Here is a 15,370-nt window from a genome sequence, read left to right as displayed (position 1 = left end):
CGACAACGTTGTCATCTCATCCCGGCGGTGCCTGAGTCAAGCCCGTTCGGCAAACGCCCCACGCTCGTATCGCCCCAGGGTCAGAGCGGATGGAGATCCGGCCGCTTGGCGGTGACCTCGTCTCCGGACGACCGGCCCTGCAGACGGCGCTGGATCCAGGGCAGGAAATAGGCCCGCGCCCACTCCAGGTCGCTCCGGCGCGAGCTCAGCCAGCCGACGGGCAGCGCGGCCGGCCAGGGTTCGCGCCAGTCATCGGCGGCGGGGACGCCCAGGATCTCGGCGATGGCCAGCGCGACCCTCCGGTGACCCTCCGCCGACAGGTGCAGCCGGTCCAGGGCCCAGGCACGCGGGTCGAGCAGCACGCGCATCGACCACAGGTCCACCAGCCGGCAGTCGTACCGGTCGGCGATGGAACGGACGTGCAGGTTGTACGTCGCCAGCTTGCCGCGGACGTGGCGCAGGACCGGCACGCCCCGCGTGTCGAAGGAGGTGAACAACACCACGTCGGCACCGGTCTCCCGCAGCCGCCGGGTGGCGTCCTCGACGACCTCGGCGAGCGCGTCCGGATCCGTACGCGGGCGCAGGAGGTCGTTGCCGCCCGCGGAGAAACTGATCAGGTCAGGGCGCAGCTCGATCGCGCGCGGGACCTGGTCGGCGACGACCTGGCGCAGCAACCGGCCGCGTACGGCGAGGTTGGCGTAGCGCAGGTCCCCGTCCGCGGCCGCCAGGTGCGCGGCCAGCCGGTCGGCCCAGCCGCGGTAACCGCCGGCCGGGTCCGGATCGTCGAGGCCCTCGGTGAAACTGTCACCGAGGGCCACGTAAGAGGAGTACGTCGATACGGAGTCGTCCACAACGATCAATGATGCACGACGCCCGTGACGACGCTCACCGGGGGATCAGTGGTTGATGGGTACACCCCTGCCGCGCATGGACAGAGCGTGCTCCACCAGCGTGATGAGAGTGGCCTTGGTCGACTCGCGGTTACGCGCGTCGCAGGTCACGATCGGCACGTGCGGGCCGATCGTGAGCGCTTCGCGAATGTCCTCGATGGCGTGGGAGTAGACGCCGTCGAAGCCGTTGATTCCGACGACGAAGGGCACCCCCGACTCCTCGAAGTAGTCGACCGCGGCGAAGGAGTCGGCGAGCCGGCGGGTGTCCACGAGCACAACCGCGCCGATGGCACCCTTAACCAGGTCGTCCCACATGAACCAGAATCGGTGCTGCCCGGGCGTGCCGAACAGATAGAGGATGAGCTCCCGGTCGAGGCTGAGACGGCCGAAGTCCATGGCGACGGTCGTCGTCGTCTTCTCCGGGGTCGCACTGAGGTCGTCGACCTCGGTACTGGCCTGGGTCATCACGGCCTCGGTGGTCAGCGGCATGATCTCCGAGACCGACCCGACGAAGGTCGTCTTTCCAACACCGAAGCCACCCCCGACGATGATCTTGACGGAGGTCATGCCGGAGGAGGCACCCGGATTAGAGCTTGCGAAGTCCACTGAGAACCCTTTCCAGCAGCTGGAGGTCAGGCTGCCCCTCAGTGAAGGGAGACTGATGCAGCCGCAGCAGACCTTCGTGCGCCATGTCCGCGATGAGCACACGGGTCACGCCGAGCGGCAATCTGAGCAGAGCCGACACTTCCGCCACCGAACGCCAGTTACGGCACAGATCGATGATGGCTTTGTACTCGGGGGTGAGAGTCGTCAGGTCCTGTCGCGGGTACGGCGCGACCGAGATGAGTGCCTCGATCGGTAGGTCGTACCGCGGTTTGGTGCGTCCGCCGGTGACCGCGTACGGCCTGACCAGCGAACTCGAGTCTCCCGTCTCCGAGGGCGGCGAGGGCGGCCCCGGCGGCGGGTCTCGGTGCGGACCTGGGTTCGACCCGGGCAGGGAGCCGAACCCGTAGTTTCCGTACCTGCCGCCGTCCACCCTTAACCGATCCCGGGTTCCGCGCGCAGCGCGGGTGTCAGCACCCGGCCAACGCGCTCGACGAGCAGTGCCATTTCGTAGGCCACCAATCCCATATCGCAATCAGGTGCGGCGAGGACGCCGAGCACGGAACCGTCGCTGATCGCCATCACGAACAGCAGGCCTCGCTCCATCTCGACGAGGGTCTGCGTGACGGCGCCACCCTCGAAGATCCGGGCTGCCCCCTGGGTGAGGCTGGTCAATCCCGAGGCGATCGCGGCGAGCTGGTCGACGCGATCCGCCGGGAAGCCTTCCGAATACGCCATTGGCAGACCGTCGGAGGAGACCACCACGGCGTGCGCGACGCGAGGGACGCGTTCGACGAATGTCGTCACCAGCCAACTGAGGTCCTGGCGGCTGTTCACTGGTTCTCCCGTTCATCATCTTCGGGCTGGATCGCGGCGCGACCCTTGCGTACGCCCTGCTGGAAGCTCGCGAAACGGTTCCGTACGGCATCGGCCTCAGGAGCGCGGGGAGGAGCGGCCGGCGGCGGCGCTGCGGGCTGCTGCTTCTGCTCGGGCCTGGACGCCGGGCCGACCGATCCGGGTATGCGGTTGCTCCCGGGTACCCGTTTCGGCAACCCGGTGCTGGTCTGCCCGCCGGTGGCGGGGGCGCGGATCGTCTCCGCGGCTCGCCACCCTTCGTCGCCGGGCGAGGACCACTCCCTGGGTGGGGAGGACTCAGCACGGTTCATTGATCCCGTCTTACGCCGTTGGAACCATTCCGACTGCATTGCCTCGAAGATAGGCGAACGTCCGTTGTTCTCGCCCACCGACCGGCTCTCACCGAACGCCGAGCCTGCCGCCTGCGGCTGAACCTGCGGCCGGGACATCGGCTGTTCCGGTGGCTGGCCCTGCGGAGGAGCGGACGGCCTGGCCGAGGGCGGTACGCCCTGTGGCCGCGAACGCGACGGCGCGGTGGGGCCGGAGCCCCGCCCGGGAGGCGAGGTCGGAGCCGGTTTGCGCTTGGGCAGTGAGGTGCCCGAGGACCGCACCGGCTCACGCGGCGTCTCCGGTACCGATGGCCGGTCCGGCTCATCGGACCGGGTGATCTCGCCGCGTACGAGGGGCGACTGGATCCCGTGACGGTCCGCGGGACCGGGACCCACGGCCGAGTCGAGGCGCTGGGGCCTGACCTTGTCGGCGTCCTGCATGATCGTGCTCGGCGCGAGGATGACGAACGCGGTGAGGCCGCCGGACAGCGCGGCCCGTAGCTCGACCCTGATGCCGTGCCGCTGGGCGAGCCGGCCGACCACGAAAAGGCCCATTCGCCGCGAGATCGACACGTCGATCGTCGGCGGGTTGGCCAGCCGCCAGTTGGCCTCTTCGAGCTCGTCGGGCGACATGCCGACCCCGCTGTCGGAGATCTGGAGCATGGCGCCGCCACCGCTGAGCAGGTGCCCGGACACGGCCACCTTGGTGTGCTCGGGCGAGAAGGAGGTGGAGTTCTCCACCAGCTCCGCCACCAGGTGCACGAGGTCGTTGACGGCCCGGCCGGTGACCGAGACGTCGTCCTGGATCCGCAGCGTGATCCGCTCGTACTGCTCCACCTCCGACAGGGAGGCGCGGACGATGTCCACCAGGGCGACCGGTTTGTTCCACCGCCGTGCCTGCTCCTGGCCACCGAGGACGAGGAGGTTCTCCCCGTTACGGCGCATACGGGTCGCCAGGTGGTCGAGCTTGAAGAGGCTGTCCAGCCGGGTGGAGTCCTGCTCGCTCTGCTCGAGATCCTCGATCAGCCGCAGCTGGCGCTCGATCAGCGACTGGCTGCGCCGGGAGAGGTTGACGAACATCGCGTTGACGTTGCCTCGCAGCAGCGCCTCGTTGGACGCCAGGCGCACGGCCTCGCGGTGGACCTCGTCGAAGGCCCGCGCGACCTCACCGATCTCATCGGTGGATCTGACGTCGATCGGCTCGACTTCGAAGCCGACCTGTTCAACGTCGGGCTCGCGCAACCTGCGGACGAAGTCGGGCAGCCGGGTGCCCGCCACGTCCAGGGCGCCGGTACGCAGCCGGCGCAGCGGTCGTACGAGGGACTGCGCGACGATCACGACCGCCGCCACCACGAGCAACAGGACGAGGAGCAGCAGGCCACCGACGAGTGCGGCCGACCGTTGTGCCTGTGCCTGAAGGTCATGGCTCTCGGCGAGGACCGAGTGGACGAGCTGGTCCTCGACCACGCGCATCTTGTCGGACCTGACCGTCATGTCGTTGAACCACAGGCGCGCGTCGGGATACGTCGTGGCGTCCAGAGACAGGTCGGGCGACTTGGCGACCGCGAAGACGGCCTGCTGGCGGATCAGCTCCGCCTGGTCGACCTCGGGTCCGGCGACCGTGTCGAGATACAGCTGCGCCTGCGCCGGAGTGGCGGACGACTGGAACGCGGCGAGGTCGGTGTCGCGCTGGGACCGCGCGGCCTGGAAATCGTCGTAGGTGCCGGGCTGGAAGTTCTTGACCGCCAGGGCCACGGCGAGGTACCCGCGCTCCTTCGAGGAGTCCTCCTTCGCCTGGGCGATGGAGGCCAGCGAGCGCGCGGACTCCGTGAGGTCGGCGTCCGAACTGCCCGTGGCGATCAGGTCGTCGAAGTTCAGGATGTCGCTGACGACCTCGCTGTACTTGTCGACCGTCGCCTCGGGGGGAAGCTTCGTCTGGGTGGCCTGCTGCCGTAGTCCGGGCAGCTGGTCCAGCCGGTTGAGGATGTCCCGTACCTGCGTGCGTACGAGGCTGGAGTAGGAGTCGTCGATGGTGCCGGCCTGGGAACGCACCTGGCGTACCGCGGCGTCGACCTGGCCCTCGACTTTCTGCAGATCGGTCTTGCTCACGCTGGTGCCGTTCGAGGCCACATAGAGCGCCGTCATGTCACGCTCGCCCTCAAGGGCGTGCGTCAGGACACTCAGCTTGTCCCCCAGTGAGGCCAACTGCTCGATCCGGCCGAACGTCGACGCGTTGGCCAGGGCACTACTGACGCGCAGACCCGCAAGCACACCGGCCACGATCGTCGGGATGACGATGAGCGCGATGAGCCGTGCGGACACCTTCCAGTTGCGGAGCCCGAAGCGCCGCATGATCGACCGAGACCCATGGTCAGTGGTTTCGCCGGTCGGCTGGGAAGGGTCCGCGACGCTCGGCCGCGGTCGTTCTCCGTCGCTGTCCACGCTACCTTCCGCTGCATCTCACCGAATCAAACCCGTCTTGGACCCCCTGCGGAACGGTGCAAACAACCGACGGGAGGTGGGACGCGCCACCCTTGTACGGTTACTGCGACAGAGAGTGGTCACGCTGCCCAAAACGGAACCGACAGCATATATCCGAAGCGGTCTTATGTCCCATCTATCTAGTTTTTCCTCGGTTTCGCACAAGGCCATCCCACCCGGAAGGCGGGGGCCCGCGTGAATGCGGCCAACATCATTGTCGCCACCGGACCAGACGGCAAGAGCATGCGGCTACTCACCGTCCCAACGAGATCGAACCGAGAGCTAATGATCACGGGGAGTGCACCGGCGGCGACCTACCCGTAACAACGGCCCAGAGATTTCGCCTTCACAACGCCTTAACCCCGACCGGTGGTTACCGAGGGTGTCGACACCGTTGCCCGGAATCCCCAGGGGTAATGGTCCGTATCTGACATTAGGATAGGTTCGCCTCGCCGCCAGACCAGGGGGCGGCATCCGGCGGACACCGGCCCGGAAGGACGCCCGCCCGGCGCGATTTGTTCATTTCCGCGCACGTCAGGCAGGCGCTCACGCCCCCATCCCCCAGGGAGTGATCATTGGCTGACCGCAGTGTCAGGACTCCGGTCCCGGCCACGGGTCCGAAGGCGGCCACCCGGCCGCCCGTCAGCAAATCCCGAGGTGGCAGGCTCCGGCCCTCGTCGCCAGGCCGCGTGCGGGTCATCCGCGGTATGGCCGGCGTGCTGGTGTTTCTGCTGGCCGGCGAGGTCATAGGGCGGATAGGACTGGTCGACCGTTCTTACCTGCCGCCGTCGTCGGCCGTGCTGCTCCGGATCGGCGACCTTTTGACGAACGGCGGCTTTCTCCAGGACGTCGGCTTCACGATGAAGGCGTGGGCGGTCGGCCTGCTCATCGCCATTCTGATCGCCGTGCCCAGCGGGCTCGTGCTCGGCAGCCTGCCGTGGGTCAACTCCGCGGTCCGGGTCCTGATCGAGTTCCTGCGCCCCATTCCCGCCGTGGCGTTGATCCCCCTCGTCATCTTGATGGTGGCCGAGCAGTCCAAGATCGAGCAGATCCTGGCCGCGTACGCCGCCCTGTGGCCGATCCTGATCAACACGATCTACGCCGTCGGCGACGTCGACCCGGTTCCGCGCGAGATGGCGCGATCCTTCGGCCTCGGCCGGCTGGTGATCCTCACCCGGATAGCACTGCCCAGCGTCGCACCGTTCGTCGCGACCGGCATTCGCGTGGCCTCGTCGATCGCCCTCATCGTCACCATCAGCACCGAGCTGATCGCCGGTGGCGGAGAGCACGGCATCGGGATCTTCGTGCTGAGCGCGAGCGCCGTCGCGGGCAACGCGGACGTCGTCTTCGCGGCCGCGGCGATCGCCGGTCTGCTCGGCTACCTGATCGACCTCGGCATGCGATATCTGGAGCGGCGGATGTTCCGCTGGCACTTCGAGCGTCTCGGGAGGACGGCATGACCGCCGACATGACAACCGCCCCCGTCGCTCCGCCGGAGCGGAGGCGCCGGCCGTTCGCCCGGACCGGGCTGACGGACATCGCCCTCCGCTGGACCGTCTTCGCGGTGGCGGTCGCGCTCTGGCAGCTCGCGACCAATGTCGCCGTGCCCGAGGACGAGAAGATCTTCTTCCCGGCGCCGACGGTGATCGCCCGGAGCATGTACCACCTGTGGCTGACCGGCCCGGTGAGCCATGTCTTCCTCACGCCGGCGGCGACCGGCAACATTCTGCCGAGTTTGGGGCGGATGCTCGGCGGCTGGGGTCTGGCCGTCGTCATCGGGGTCGGCCTGGGCGTGCTGCTCGGCCGGTCCGAGCGGCTGCTCGACTATGTCGACCCGCTGATCCAGTTCTTCCGCGCCATCCCGTCGCCCGCGCTGATCCCGGTCTTCATCGTTCTGTTCAAGCTCGGTCTGACGATGCGGCTCGCGGTGATCGTCTTCGGGGTCCTGTGGCCGATCCTGCTCAACTCGATCGACGGCTCACGATCGGTCGAGCCGCTTCAGATGGAGATCGCGAACGTGTTCGGCCTGACGCGGCTCCAGCGCTTCCGGATGATCATCATGCCGTCCGCGGCCCCGAAGATCTTCGCCGGACTCCGGATCAGCCTGTCCATGGCGATCATCCTGATGGTGATCTCGGAGATGGTCGGTGGCACCAACGGCATCGGCTACACGCTCTTCACCACCAAGGACTCCTTCGAGCTGCCCGAGATGTGGTCGGTCATCGTGCTCCTCGGCATCCTCGGATACACGCTCAACTCCGCGCTGCTCTGGGTCGAGCGGCACGTCCTCGCCTGGCATCGGGGCGCGCGGCGCGTGGAGCAGTGACCGCGCCGGGGGGAACGGCCCGCGGCCGCTCCCCCCGGCTCAGATCAGCTCAGGGACCGAGGTAGTCCGGGTCGGTCATGATCTCGATCAGTGACGGACCGGGGTGGGCCTTGGCCTTCGCCATCGCCTCACCGAGCTCGGAGGCGTGGTGCAGGCGCTGGGCGTGCACCCCGTACCCACGGGCGATCGCGGCGACGTCGATGCCCGACAGGTCCTTGCCCGGGAACTCCTGGCGTTCGACGGCGGTTCCGCCATAGCGCCGCAGTGCGGCCGCCACGGCGGCGTAGGACTCGTTGTTGATCACGACGTAGGTGACCGGGATCTGGTAGCGGGCCGCCACCCACAGGCCCTGTGGGCCGAACTGGAAGGCGCCGTCGCCCAAGACCGCGACCACGTGGCGGTCCGGCATCGCGAGCTTGATGCCGATGGCGGCGCCCATGGCCCAGCCGAGCGAACCGGATGAGCTGGTGAAGTACTGGTGTGGCGGATTCTGGGGAAGCCTCCGCAGGAGGATCGCCCCGGTCGTCGTGGCATCGCCGACGACCGTCGTCTGATCGTCGACGACCGCGGCCAGCGCGTCCGCGACCGCGGCGACGTTCTCCACGCCTTCGGTCTCGGGCGGCAGCGGACCGGTGTCGGCGAGGTACTCCGTGCGCGCCTCCGCCACCCGGTCCGTCCGTACCGCGACGTCCCCCTCCGGCAGCCCGGCCAGCAGCCCGGAGAGCGCCAGACCCTCATCGGCCACGATGTCCAGGTCGACGCCGTGGATGGCTCCGATCTCGGCGGCGTCGGTGTGGATGTGCACGACGCGGGCGCTCTCCGGCACATCGGGACCGCGCGGGACCTCGAACTCGGTGAACAGGCGGCAGCCCGCGAACACGATCAGATCGCTGTCGCCCACCACGGGACGCTTCACGTCGTACAGACCGACGTAGTTCGGGTGCGACGTGGGGAACCCAGGGCGCTCGTACGTCCGCCGGTCCTCGTTCATCACCGGCACGCCCAGCCGCTCGGCCAGGGCGATCAGGTCGGCGACCGCGTCGTGCCGCGCGACCTCCGCGCCGGCCACGAGCAGGGGGCTGGTGGCCGTGGCCAGCATGCCCGCGACCTCGCGGATCCGCTCGGGATCGGGTGCCGTACGCGCGCGCGGGCGGAACCGTTCGGGGTCGGGCACCGGCGCGGTGCACGTGTCGTTCATGAGGTCCTGTGACAGCCCCAGCCACGTGGGCCCGGCCGGCTCGGTGAGCGCGAGGCGGAAGGCGCGGGTCAGGTCCTCGGGGATCCCCTCGGTACGGAGCGACTGCCAGTAGGACCGTACATAGGGCTCGGCCAGGCGACCGGTGTCCTGGATACAGGTGAAGCCTCCGTGCGCCTGGAGCAGTGCCGGTTTCAGGCCGGTGAGGACCACCACCGGCGAGTGGGCGAGCCGGGCCGCATTGAGGTGGCCGAGGCTGTTCGCCAGGCCGACGTGCGTGTGGAGATAGGCGACCGCCGGTTCACCGGTGGCACGGGCGTAGCCGTCGGCGGCCGACACGGCGATCGACTCGTGGGGAGTGAGGATCACCTCGAAGTCCGGGTGGTCCAGGGTGGCGTCGAGGAACGCCGCCTCGGTACTACCCGGGCAGGTGAAGACGCGACGTACGCCCCATGCGCGAAGGGTCTCCAGAACGGCTCGTCCGCCGCTGCGGCCAGGACCGGTCACACCGTCCTCCCCGAGATCGGTGCGGACGGCCGGACGTTTCGGCCACGCGTCGCCGGCGGTGGGACTGGGATGACTGGACGTCGGGACATGACCCTCTTTCCTTGGTGCCTGCGGACAGGACGGCCTGGCAACGCGGCATGCTCCGCACCGGAGCGTCCCCTCCGCCGGCCAGGCTCAGCAGACATGGGATGTTATAGCAGCACGAACCTGACAAAAAGTAGTTACCCCACGTAACCGATACTTTTCAGCTCACGGTCAGCGCCCGCCGCAACCACGTTCCGAACATGCGATATGTACTCTATGTAACTATCGCCCGGATCGTCCGGATGTGTGGCAAATTTTGCTGAAGGTGCCCAGACGTACGGATGTTGCGGTCCTATACTCTGGCGCGGCCGTTACTTCGAGACCTGAAGCCGGTGGTCGACGCCTGCCCCTGCCTCCCCGCGTTCACCGACTAAGGGTCCAGCGCGAATCCCCATCGAGGAGCTCCATGAAAATCCGTCGCTGGACTATTGCGACAGCCATAGCCATGCTTGCCACATCGGCGCTGACCGCATGCGGCGGCTCCGATTCGCCGAAGAAATCCGGGGGCCCGGAGAAGACGAATATCAAGATTGGCCTCCTTCCGATTCCCGACGCCGCAGCCGTTTATCTGGGTGTCAGCAAGGGATATTTCAAGGCTGAAGGCCTCAACGTCACTCCGACGATTCTCACCAACGGGTCCGAGACCATCTCCCGAGTGATGTCCGGCGGAGTCGACTTTGCCTACAGCGCGTACATCCCGATCGTCCAGGCGGCGAGCGCCGGCGTGAAGGTCAAGGTGGTGACCGACGGCTACCAGGGACGCAGCAACCTGTACCCGATCGTCACCCTGCCGAACTCCCCGGTCCACAACGCGGCACAGCTCAAGGGGAAGAAGATCGGTGTCATCAACACGAAGGGCTTCCCGTCGCTGCTGACCTTCGCGGCACTGAAGAACGCGGGCGTCACGCCGAACCAGGTCCACCTGGTCGAGATCCAGTACCCCAATATGCAGGCCGCCCTGCAGAACCACTCAATCGACGCCGCTTTCATGACCGAGCCCTATTACAGCCAGTCGGAGGCGAAATTCGGCGCACGCATGGTGGTCGACACCATGAGCGGTCCGACGGCCAACCTGCCGTCCGGCGGGTACATCGCATCGCAGAAGTTCGCGAAGCAGAATCCCAAGACCGTCGCCGCGTTCAACGCGGCCATGGCCAAGGCCAAGGTCGCCGCCTCCGACCGTAACCAGGTCGGGCAGATCCTGCCGACGTACGTCAAGGGCCTGAGCCCGCAGACCGCACAGACCATCACGATCGACACCTACCCGGGCTCGCTGAGCAAGACCCGGCTGCAGCGCGTCGCCGACCTGATGACCGAGCTCGGCGTCCTCAAGCAGCACTACGACGTCTCGGGAATGCTGTAAGCACTCCTCGTCAAGCGACATCACCGCGGTCCGGCCGGCCCAATTCGGGGCGGCCGGACCGCGACATCAGAAGGACGGCCATCGGCCGCGATTCTTGAACGGACCGTCACATCGCGTGGCGATCCAATTCCAGGTCGTGACCTCGCCGCGATAGTTTCACTGCACGACCCGACGCATAGGTCACAAATCGGGAACACTGCGCTATTATTGGCGCTTCCGATACAGGGAGCTTAGGGGTTCATAATCGTGCTCGAAGTCCTGAAGCTAACCCACACGTACGGCGATCAGATCGCTCTCGACGACGTTTCGTTCGAGGTCGGAGACCGTGAGCTCGTCAGCATCGTCGGCAAATCGGGCTGCGGAAAATCGACGCTGCTCCGCGCGATCGCCGGGCTGGTGTCGCCGACCGCAGGAGAGGTCAGACTCTCGGGCCGGGCGGTGAACGGAGTCCCGGACGACCTGGCCGTCGTCTTCCAGGATTACTCCCGGTCGCTGCTGCCGTGGATGTCCGTACGCGACAACGTGGTCTTCCCGCTGCGGCGTCGCGGCCTGGACCGCGCGGCCCGGCGGAAGGCCGCCGCGGCGGCACTCGACGAGGTCGGCCTCGCCGACGCCGGCGGCAAGTACCCCTGGCAGCTCTCCGGAGGAATGCAGCAGCGGGTGGCCATCGCACGCGCGCTGGCCTACCGGCCCACGCTGCTCCTGATGGACGAGCCCTTCGGCTCGGTGGACGCGCAGACGCGTGAGGACCTGGAGGATCTGCTGCTGCAGGTCCGCGCCGCCAGTGACATGACGATCATGCTCGTCACGCACGACATCGACGAGAGCGTGTACGTCAGCGACCGGATCCTCGTGATGGGCCGCGCACCCGGGCGGCTGATCGGCGACCTGGCCGTCGGCCTGCCCTCCCAGCGCGACCGGATCGAGACCCGGGAGCTTCCGGAGTTCGTGCACCTCCGCTCCGAGGTGGGCCGCCTCGTACGCGACGCGGGCGCCACAGCCGCCTGAGCAGCGACGCCACGGCCCGGCCCGAACCTCACCGCACGGTTCGGACCGGGCCGTGGCGTTTGATCCAGGGGTATGTATGACCTGGCCAGGTGCGTCCTTTTTCTCCCTCACGGGGTGCTGTAGCCTCCGGACTGGTCGCGATGATCACTTCTACGTGATTTGACTGACCGCCCTTCTGACGGTTTGTCCGCTGCTCCGCTCAATGCCCCCAGGGAGTGTCATGAGCAGACCCAGATCCCGTGCCACCCTTTTAATGGGTGTTGTCCTCATTGCGGCTCTCCTGACGGGCTGCGGCGGTTCTCAGTCATCCGGCGGTGACGGTCTGGAGAAGAAGACCGTCACCGTCGCCGCACTTCCCCTTGTCGACACGGCCGGACTGCACATCGCCGTGCAGCGCAAGTTCTTCGAAGCCGAGGGGCTGCGCGTACAGATCAAACCGGTGGCGCAGAGCATTCAGGCACTCCCCGCCCTGAAGACCGGGCAGGTCGACGTCATCGCGGGCGGCAATTACGTGACCTTTCTGCAGGCGCAGGCCCAGGGCACGCTGAACCTGCGGATCCTCGCTCCCGGAGCCGCCGCCGCTCCGCGCTTCATGGGTGTGCTCACCCTGCCGAACTCCCCCATCAAGCAGGCCAAGGACCTGGAGGGCAGGACGGTCGCGGTGAACATCCGCAACAACATCCAGTCGCTGTCCCTCAACGCGATCCTGAGGGCGGACCACGTCGATCCGGCGAAGGTGAGATACCTCGCGATCCCGTTCCCGCAGATGGGCGCGGCGCTGCAGAAGGGGCAGGTCGACGCGGTGCACGCCGCCGAGCCCTTCGCCACCGACATGACGCGCAAGCTGGGCGCCAAGATGATCGTCGACGGCGGTAGCGGCCCGGCCGTGGCCGGACTGCCGGTCAGCGGCTACCTCTCGACCCAGCGGTTCACCGACAAGTACCCCAAGACGGCGGCGGCCTTCCAGCGCGCGATCCAGAAGGCACAGCAACTGGCGACGAGCGACCGCAAGCAGGTCGACCAGGTGCTGCCCGCCTACGCGCACCTGGACGCCGCCACCGCATCGGCGCTGAACCTCCCGGCCTTCCCGCCGTCGATCGACCAGGTGCGGCTCCAGCACCTGGCCGACCTCATGCTCCAGGACGGGCTGCTGAAACAGAGGATCGACGTCAGGAGTCTGGTGTTCGCGGCTCAGCCACAGTGATCCTTGAAGAGCCGCCCGCACCATCCGGCGAACGCCCCGCCCTGACGCGTACGGGCCGGTGGGTACGGGGCGCCGCCGGGCTCGCGATCCTCGCGGCGGCGAGCGAGATCCTCGGCCGGGCGGGCATCGTCGACCGGGACTACCTTCCACCGGCGTCGGCCGTCCTCGCCCGCTCCGTCGGCCTGCTGGGCGACACCGAGTTCCTCTCGGGCGTCTGGAGCACCGTGCGGGCCTGGGCCATCGGCCTGGCGATCGCGGTCGGGGGCGGGGTCTCGCTCGGCCTGTTACTCGGCAGCGTTCCGGTCCTCAACACGGCGGTGCGGGCCATCGTGGAGTTTTTGCGGCCGATCCCTTCGGTCGCGCTCATCCCGCTCGTCAGCCTGATCCTCGGCACCGGCCTGCGGACCGAGGCCACGCTCATCGTCTACGCCGCGACCTGGCCCGTACTCTTCAACACGATCTACGGGCTCCAGGACGTCGATCCGGTGGCCAAGGACACGCTGCGCGCGTTCGGTTTCAGCAGGCTCTCGGTGACCTGGCTCGTCTCCCTGCCCTCGGCCGCGCCGTTCATCGCCACCGGGATCCGGCTGGCCGCGGCCATCGCGCTGATCCTTGCCGTGGGAACCGAGATCCTGTCCGGCTTCGGGCAGGGCCTGGGCGTCTTCATCGCCCAGGCCCAGCAGACGGTCGACGGCACCACGGACGTGCTGGCCGGCACGGTGTGGGCGGGAATGCTCGGCCTGATCATCAACACCGCGCTGGTCCTGGGGGAACGGCGGCTGTTCCACTGGCACGTCTCCCAGACGAAGGATCGATCGTGAGCGCGGGGGCCGGCGGCCGTACGGTGGTCCGGCTGGGCGCGGGGGTCCTGCACCGCTGGCTCGCGCTGGCCGTCGCCGTCGCCGCCTGGGAGGTGGGCACGCGCGCGGCGCACAGCCCGTTCTTCCCGCCTCCGTCGAGGATCACCTCCCGGATGTACCACCTGTGGTTCTCGGGGCCGGGCACTCGCCTGTTCCTGACCTCCGACGCCACCGCCAACGTGGTACCGAGCCTGCTGCGCATGGCGACCGGGCTGACGATCTCCTTGGTCGCGGGCGTGGGGCTCGGGCTCGCCCTCGGGCGGTCCGAGCGGTTGTTCGCCTATTTCGACCCGGCGTTCCAGTTCGCCCGCGTGATCCCGCCGCCCACGCTCGTGCCCGTCTTCATCGTTCTGTTCAAGCTCGGCACGCAGATGCAGATCGCCGCCATCGTCTTCAGCGCGATCTGGCCCATCCTGTTGAACACGACGGACGGCGCGCGCTCGGTCGACCCGCTGCAGATGGAGACCGCCCAGGTCTACAAGCTGTCGGCGGCCGACCGTGTCCTGAAGATCATCTTCCCGGCGACGTTGCCGAAGATCTTCGCCGGGCTGCGGCTGTCACTGTCGCTGTCGCTCATCCTCATGGTCTTCTCCGAGCTCCTGCCGGGGACGGCCAACGGGATCGGCTTCGAGCTCACGGACGCGCAGAGCCGCTCCGATCTGCCGACCGTGTGGGCGGCCATCGTCCTGCTCGGGATCCTCGGATACGTGCTGAACGCCATCCTGCTCGCGGTGGAGCGGCGGGTGCTGGCCTGGCACCGCGGCTCGCGCGGTACCGACGCATAACGGGAGCCTCATTCTCATGACGGACTCAGATCGCCACGTGAGCCTCGAGATCCTTGACGTCGGCCACTCCTACTCCGGCCAGGTCGCGCTGCGGGACGTGAACCTCGAGGTCTCCCGTGGCGAGCTGGTGAGCATCGTGGGCCCGTCGGGATGCGGCAAGTCCACCTTGCTCCGGTGCGTCGCCGGGCTGACGCGGCCCGGCCGGGGGCGCGTCGTCGTGGGCGGAGCCGAGGTCTCCGGCGTGCCGGACGACCTCGCCGTGGTGTCCCAGGACTACAGCCGCTCGCTGCTGCCCTGGCTGACCGTACGCGACAACGTGGCCCTGCCGCTGCGCCGCCGCGGGATGCCGAAGGAGTCACGGCGGGCCGCCGCCGGGCAGGCCCTCGACGCGGTCGGCCTGTCCGCGTCCGCGCGCCGGTACCCGTGGCAGCTGTCCGGCGGCATGCAGCAGCGCGTGTCCATCGCCCGTGCGCTGGCCTTCCGGCCGTCGCTGCTGCTGATGGACGAGCCGTTCGGCTCGGTCGACGCCCAGACCCGTGAGGAACTGGAGGATCTCCTCCTGCGCGTACGGGACGAGGGCATGACGATCCTGTTCGTGACGCACGACATCGACGAGAGCGTCTATGTCGGCGACCGGGTGGCGGTACTCAGCCGGGCGCCGGGGACGGTGATCGCCGACCTGCCCGTGGACCTGCCGGCCGAGCGCGACCAGATCACGACGAGGGAACTACGGGAGTTCGTCCGCCTGCGAGCGGAGGTCGGCCGCCTCGTACGCGACGGCGCCGGCTCCTGAGGCCGGCACCCCACATGGGCCGCGCGGATCGCTCATCTCGTGACCGGCCGTATGAGGACGGCCGTTGTCTCCGCCCGGTGCCGAAGA

At 68.2% G+C, this 15,370-nt stretch carries 14 protein-coding genes; 8 read left to right on the top strand and 6 right to left on the bottom strand.

Annotated features, from left to right (window positions below; all coding sequences use genetic code 11):
• Nucleotides 1-80: 80 nt before the first annotated feature.
• Genes FB559_RS28085 through FB559_RS28065 form a run of 5 tightly spaced genes read right to left on the bottom strand, consistent with a single transcriptional unit; the run spans nt 81 to nt 5,029 of the window.
• On the bottom strand, nt 81-851 hold the full coding sequence (locus FB559_RS28085) for an SGNH/GDSL hydrolase family protein (protein ID WP_246122136.1): 771 nt from the start codon (nt 849-851) through the stop codon (nt 81-83).
• A gap of 45 nt (nt 852-896) precedes the next feature.
• Nucleotides 897-1,457, bottom strand: a complete 561-nt coding sequence (locus FB559_RS28080) for a GTP-binding protein (protein WP_141959234.1) — start codon at nt 1,455-1,457, stop codon at nt 897-899.
• A 19-nt stretch (nt 1,458-1,476) separates the two neighbouring features.
• A complete protein-coding gene (locus FB559_RS28075) occupies nt 1,477-1,926 on the bottom strand; it encodes a DUF742 domain-containing protein (RefSeq protein ID WP_246122135.1) in 450 nt (149 codons plus the stop codon).
• A gap of 2 nt (nt 1,927-1,928) precedes the next feature.
• On the bottom strand, nt 1,929-2,330 hold the full coding sequence (locus FB559_RS28070) for a roadblock/LC7 domain-containing protein (protein WP_141959232.1): 402 nt from the start codon (nt 2,328-2,330) through the stop codon (nt 1,929-1,931).
• Nucleotides 2,327-5,029, bottom strand: a complete 2,703-nt coding sequence (locus FB559_RS28065) for a sensor histidine kinase (RefSeq protein ID WP_141959230.1) — start codon at nt 5,027-5,029, stop codon at nt 2,327-2,329. The genes FB559_RS28070 and FB559_RS28065 overlap by 4 nt, the downstream gene beginning before the upstream one ends.
• A gap of 836 nt (nt 5,030-5,865) precedes the next feature.
• Between FB559_RS28065 and FB559_RS28060 the strand changes: the two genes are divergently transcribed.
• Together FB559_RS28060 and FB559_RS28055 are read left to right on the top strand one after the other, a co-directional pair.
• Complete coding sequence (locus tag FB559_RS28060) at nt 5,866-6,618, top strand: ABC transporter permease (protein ID WP_141959228.1); 753 nt, start codon at nt 5,866-5,868, stop codon at nt 6,616-6,618.
• A gap of 8 nt (nt 6,619-6,626) precedes the next feature.
• Nucleotides 6,627-7,484 (top strand): ABC transporter permease, encoded by an 858-nt coding sequence (locus FB559_RS28055; protein WP_141959226.1) that lies wholly within the window; start codon nt 6,627-6,629, stop codon nt 7,482-7,484.
• A 49-nt stretch (nt 7,485-7,533) separates the two neighbouring features.
• On the opposite strand, the gene FB559_RS28050 is transcribed toward FB559_RS28055, so the two are convergent.
• Entirely contained in the window at nt 7,534-9,186 is a 1,653-nt protein-coding gene (locus FB559_RS28050) for a thiamine pyrophosphate-binding protein (RefSeq protein ID WP_141959224.1), read from the bottom strand.
• A gap of 490 nt (nt 9,187-9,676) precedes the next feature.
• Between FB559_RS28050 and FB559_RS28045 the strand changes: the two genes are divergently transcribed.
• The 6 genes from FB559_RS28045 (at nt 9,677) to FB559_RS28020 (ending at nt 15,283) form a co-directional block, all read left to right on the top strand.
• Nucleotides 9,677-10,633, top strand: coding sequence for an ABC transporter substrate-binding protein (locus FB559_RS28045; RefSeq protein WP_141959222.1), 957 nt, complete (start codon nt 9,677-9,679; stop codon nt 10,631-10,633).
• Nucleotides 10,634-10,879: 246 nt separating this feature from the next.
• Entirely contained in the window at nt 10,880-11,641 is a 762-nt protein-coding gene (locus tag FB559_RS28040) for an ABC transporter ATP-binding protein (RefSeq protein WP_141959220.1), read from the top strand.
• A gap of 253 nt (nt 11,642-11,894) precedes the next feature.
• Nucleotides 11,895-12,845: an ABC transporter substrate-binding protein gene (locus tag FB559_RS28035; protein ID WP_221640206.1), complete on the top strand. Its 951-nt coding sequence runs from the start codon at nt 11,895-11,897 to the stop codon at nt 12,843-12,845.
• On the top strand, nt 12,842-13,666 hold the full coding sequence (locus FB559_RS28030; RefSeq protein ID WP_246122134.1) for an ABC transporter permease: 825 nt from the start codon (nt 12,842-12,844) through the stop codon (nt 13,664-13,666). The genes FB559_RS28035 and FB559_RS28030 overlap by 4 nt, the downstream gene beginning before the upstream one ends.
• Complete coding sequence (locus FB559_RS28025) at nt 13,663-14,490, top strand: ABC transporter permease (protein WP_246122133.1); 828 nt, start codon at nt 13,663-13,665, stop codon at nt 14,488-14,490. The genes FB559_RS28030 and FB559_RS28025 overlap by 4 nt, the downstream gene beginning before the upstream one ends.
• A gap of 16 nt (nt 14,491-14,506) precedes the next feature.
• Entirely contained in the window at nt 14,507-15,283 is a 777-nt protein-coding gene (locus FB559_RS28020) for an ABC transporter ATP-binding protein (protein ID WP_141959215.1), read from the top strand.
• Nucleotides 15,284-15,370 lie beyond the last annotated feature (87 nt).

Source organism: Actinoallomurus bryophytorum (assembly GCF_006716425.1).
GTDB classification, from domain to species: Bacteria; Actinomycetota; Actinomycetes; order Streptosporangiales; family Streptosporangiaceae; genus Actinoallomurus; species Actinoallomurus bryophytorum.
This window is presented reverse-complemented; position numbering and strand designations above follow the sequence as displayed.

What these genes read in the sequence shown, in the direction of transcription:
- FB559_RS28080 (WP_141959234.1), bottom strand. Translation starts at nt 1,457, where the DNA reads ATGACCTCCGTCAAGATCATCGTCGGGGGTGGCTTCGGTGTTGGAAAG.
- FB559_RS28065 (WP_141959230.1), bottom strand. Translation starts at nt 5,029, where the DNA reads ATGCGGCGCTTCGGGCTCCGCAACTGGAAGGTGTCCGCACGGCTCATC.
- FB559_RS28060 (WP_141959228.1), top strand. Translation starts at nt 5,866, where the DNA reads ATGGCCGGCGTGCTGGTGTTTCTGCTGGCCGGCGAGGTCATAGGGCGG.
- FB559_RS28055 (WP_141959226.1), top strand. Translation starts at nt 6,627, where the DNA reads ATGACAACCGCCCCCGTCGCTCCGCCGGAGCGGAGGCGCCGGCCGTTC.
- FB559_RS28045 (WP_141959222.1), top strand. Translation starts at nt 9,677, where the DNA reads ATGAAAATCCGTCGCTGGACTATTGCGACAGCCATAGCCATGCTTGCC.
- FB559_RS28035 (WP_221640206.1), top strand. Translation starts at nt 11,895, where the DNA reads ATGGGTGTTGTCCTCATTGCGGCTCTCCTGACGGGCTGCGGCGGTTCT.
- FB559_RS28020 (WP_141959215.1), top strand. Translation starts at nt 14,507, where the DNA reads ATGACGGACTCAGATCGCCACGTGAGCCTCGAGATCCTTGACGTCGGC.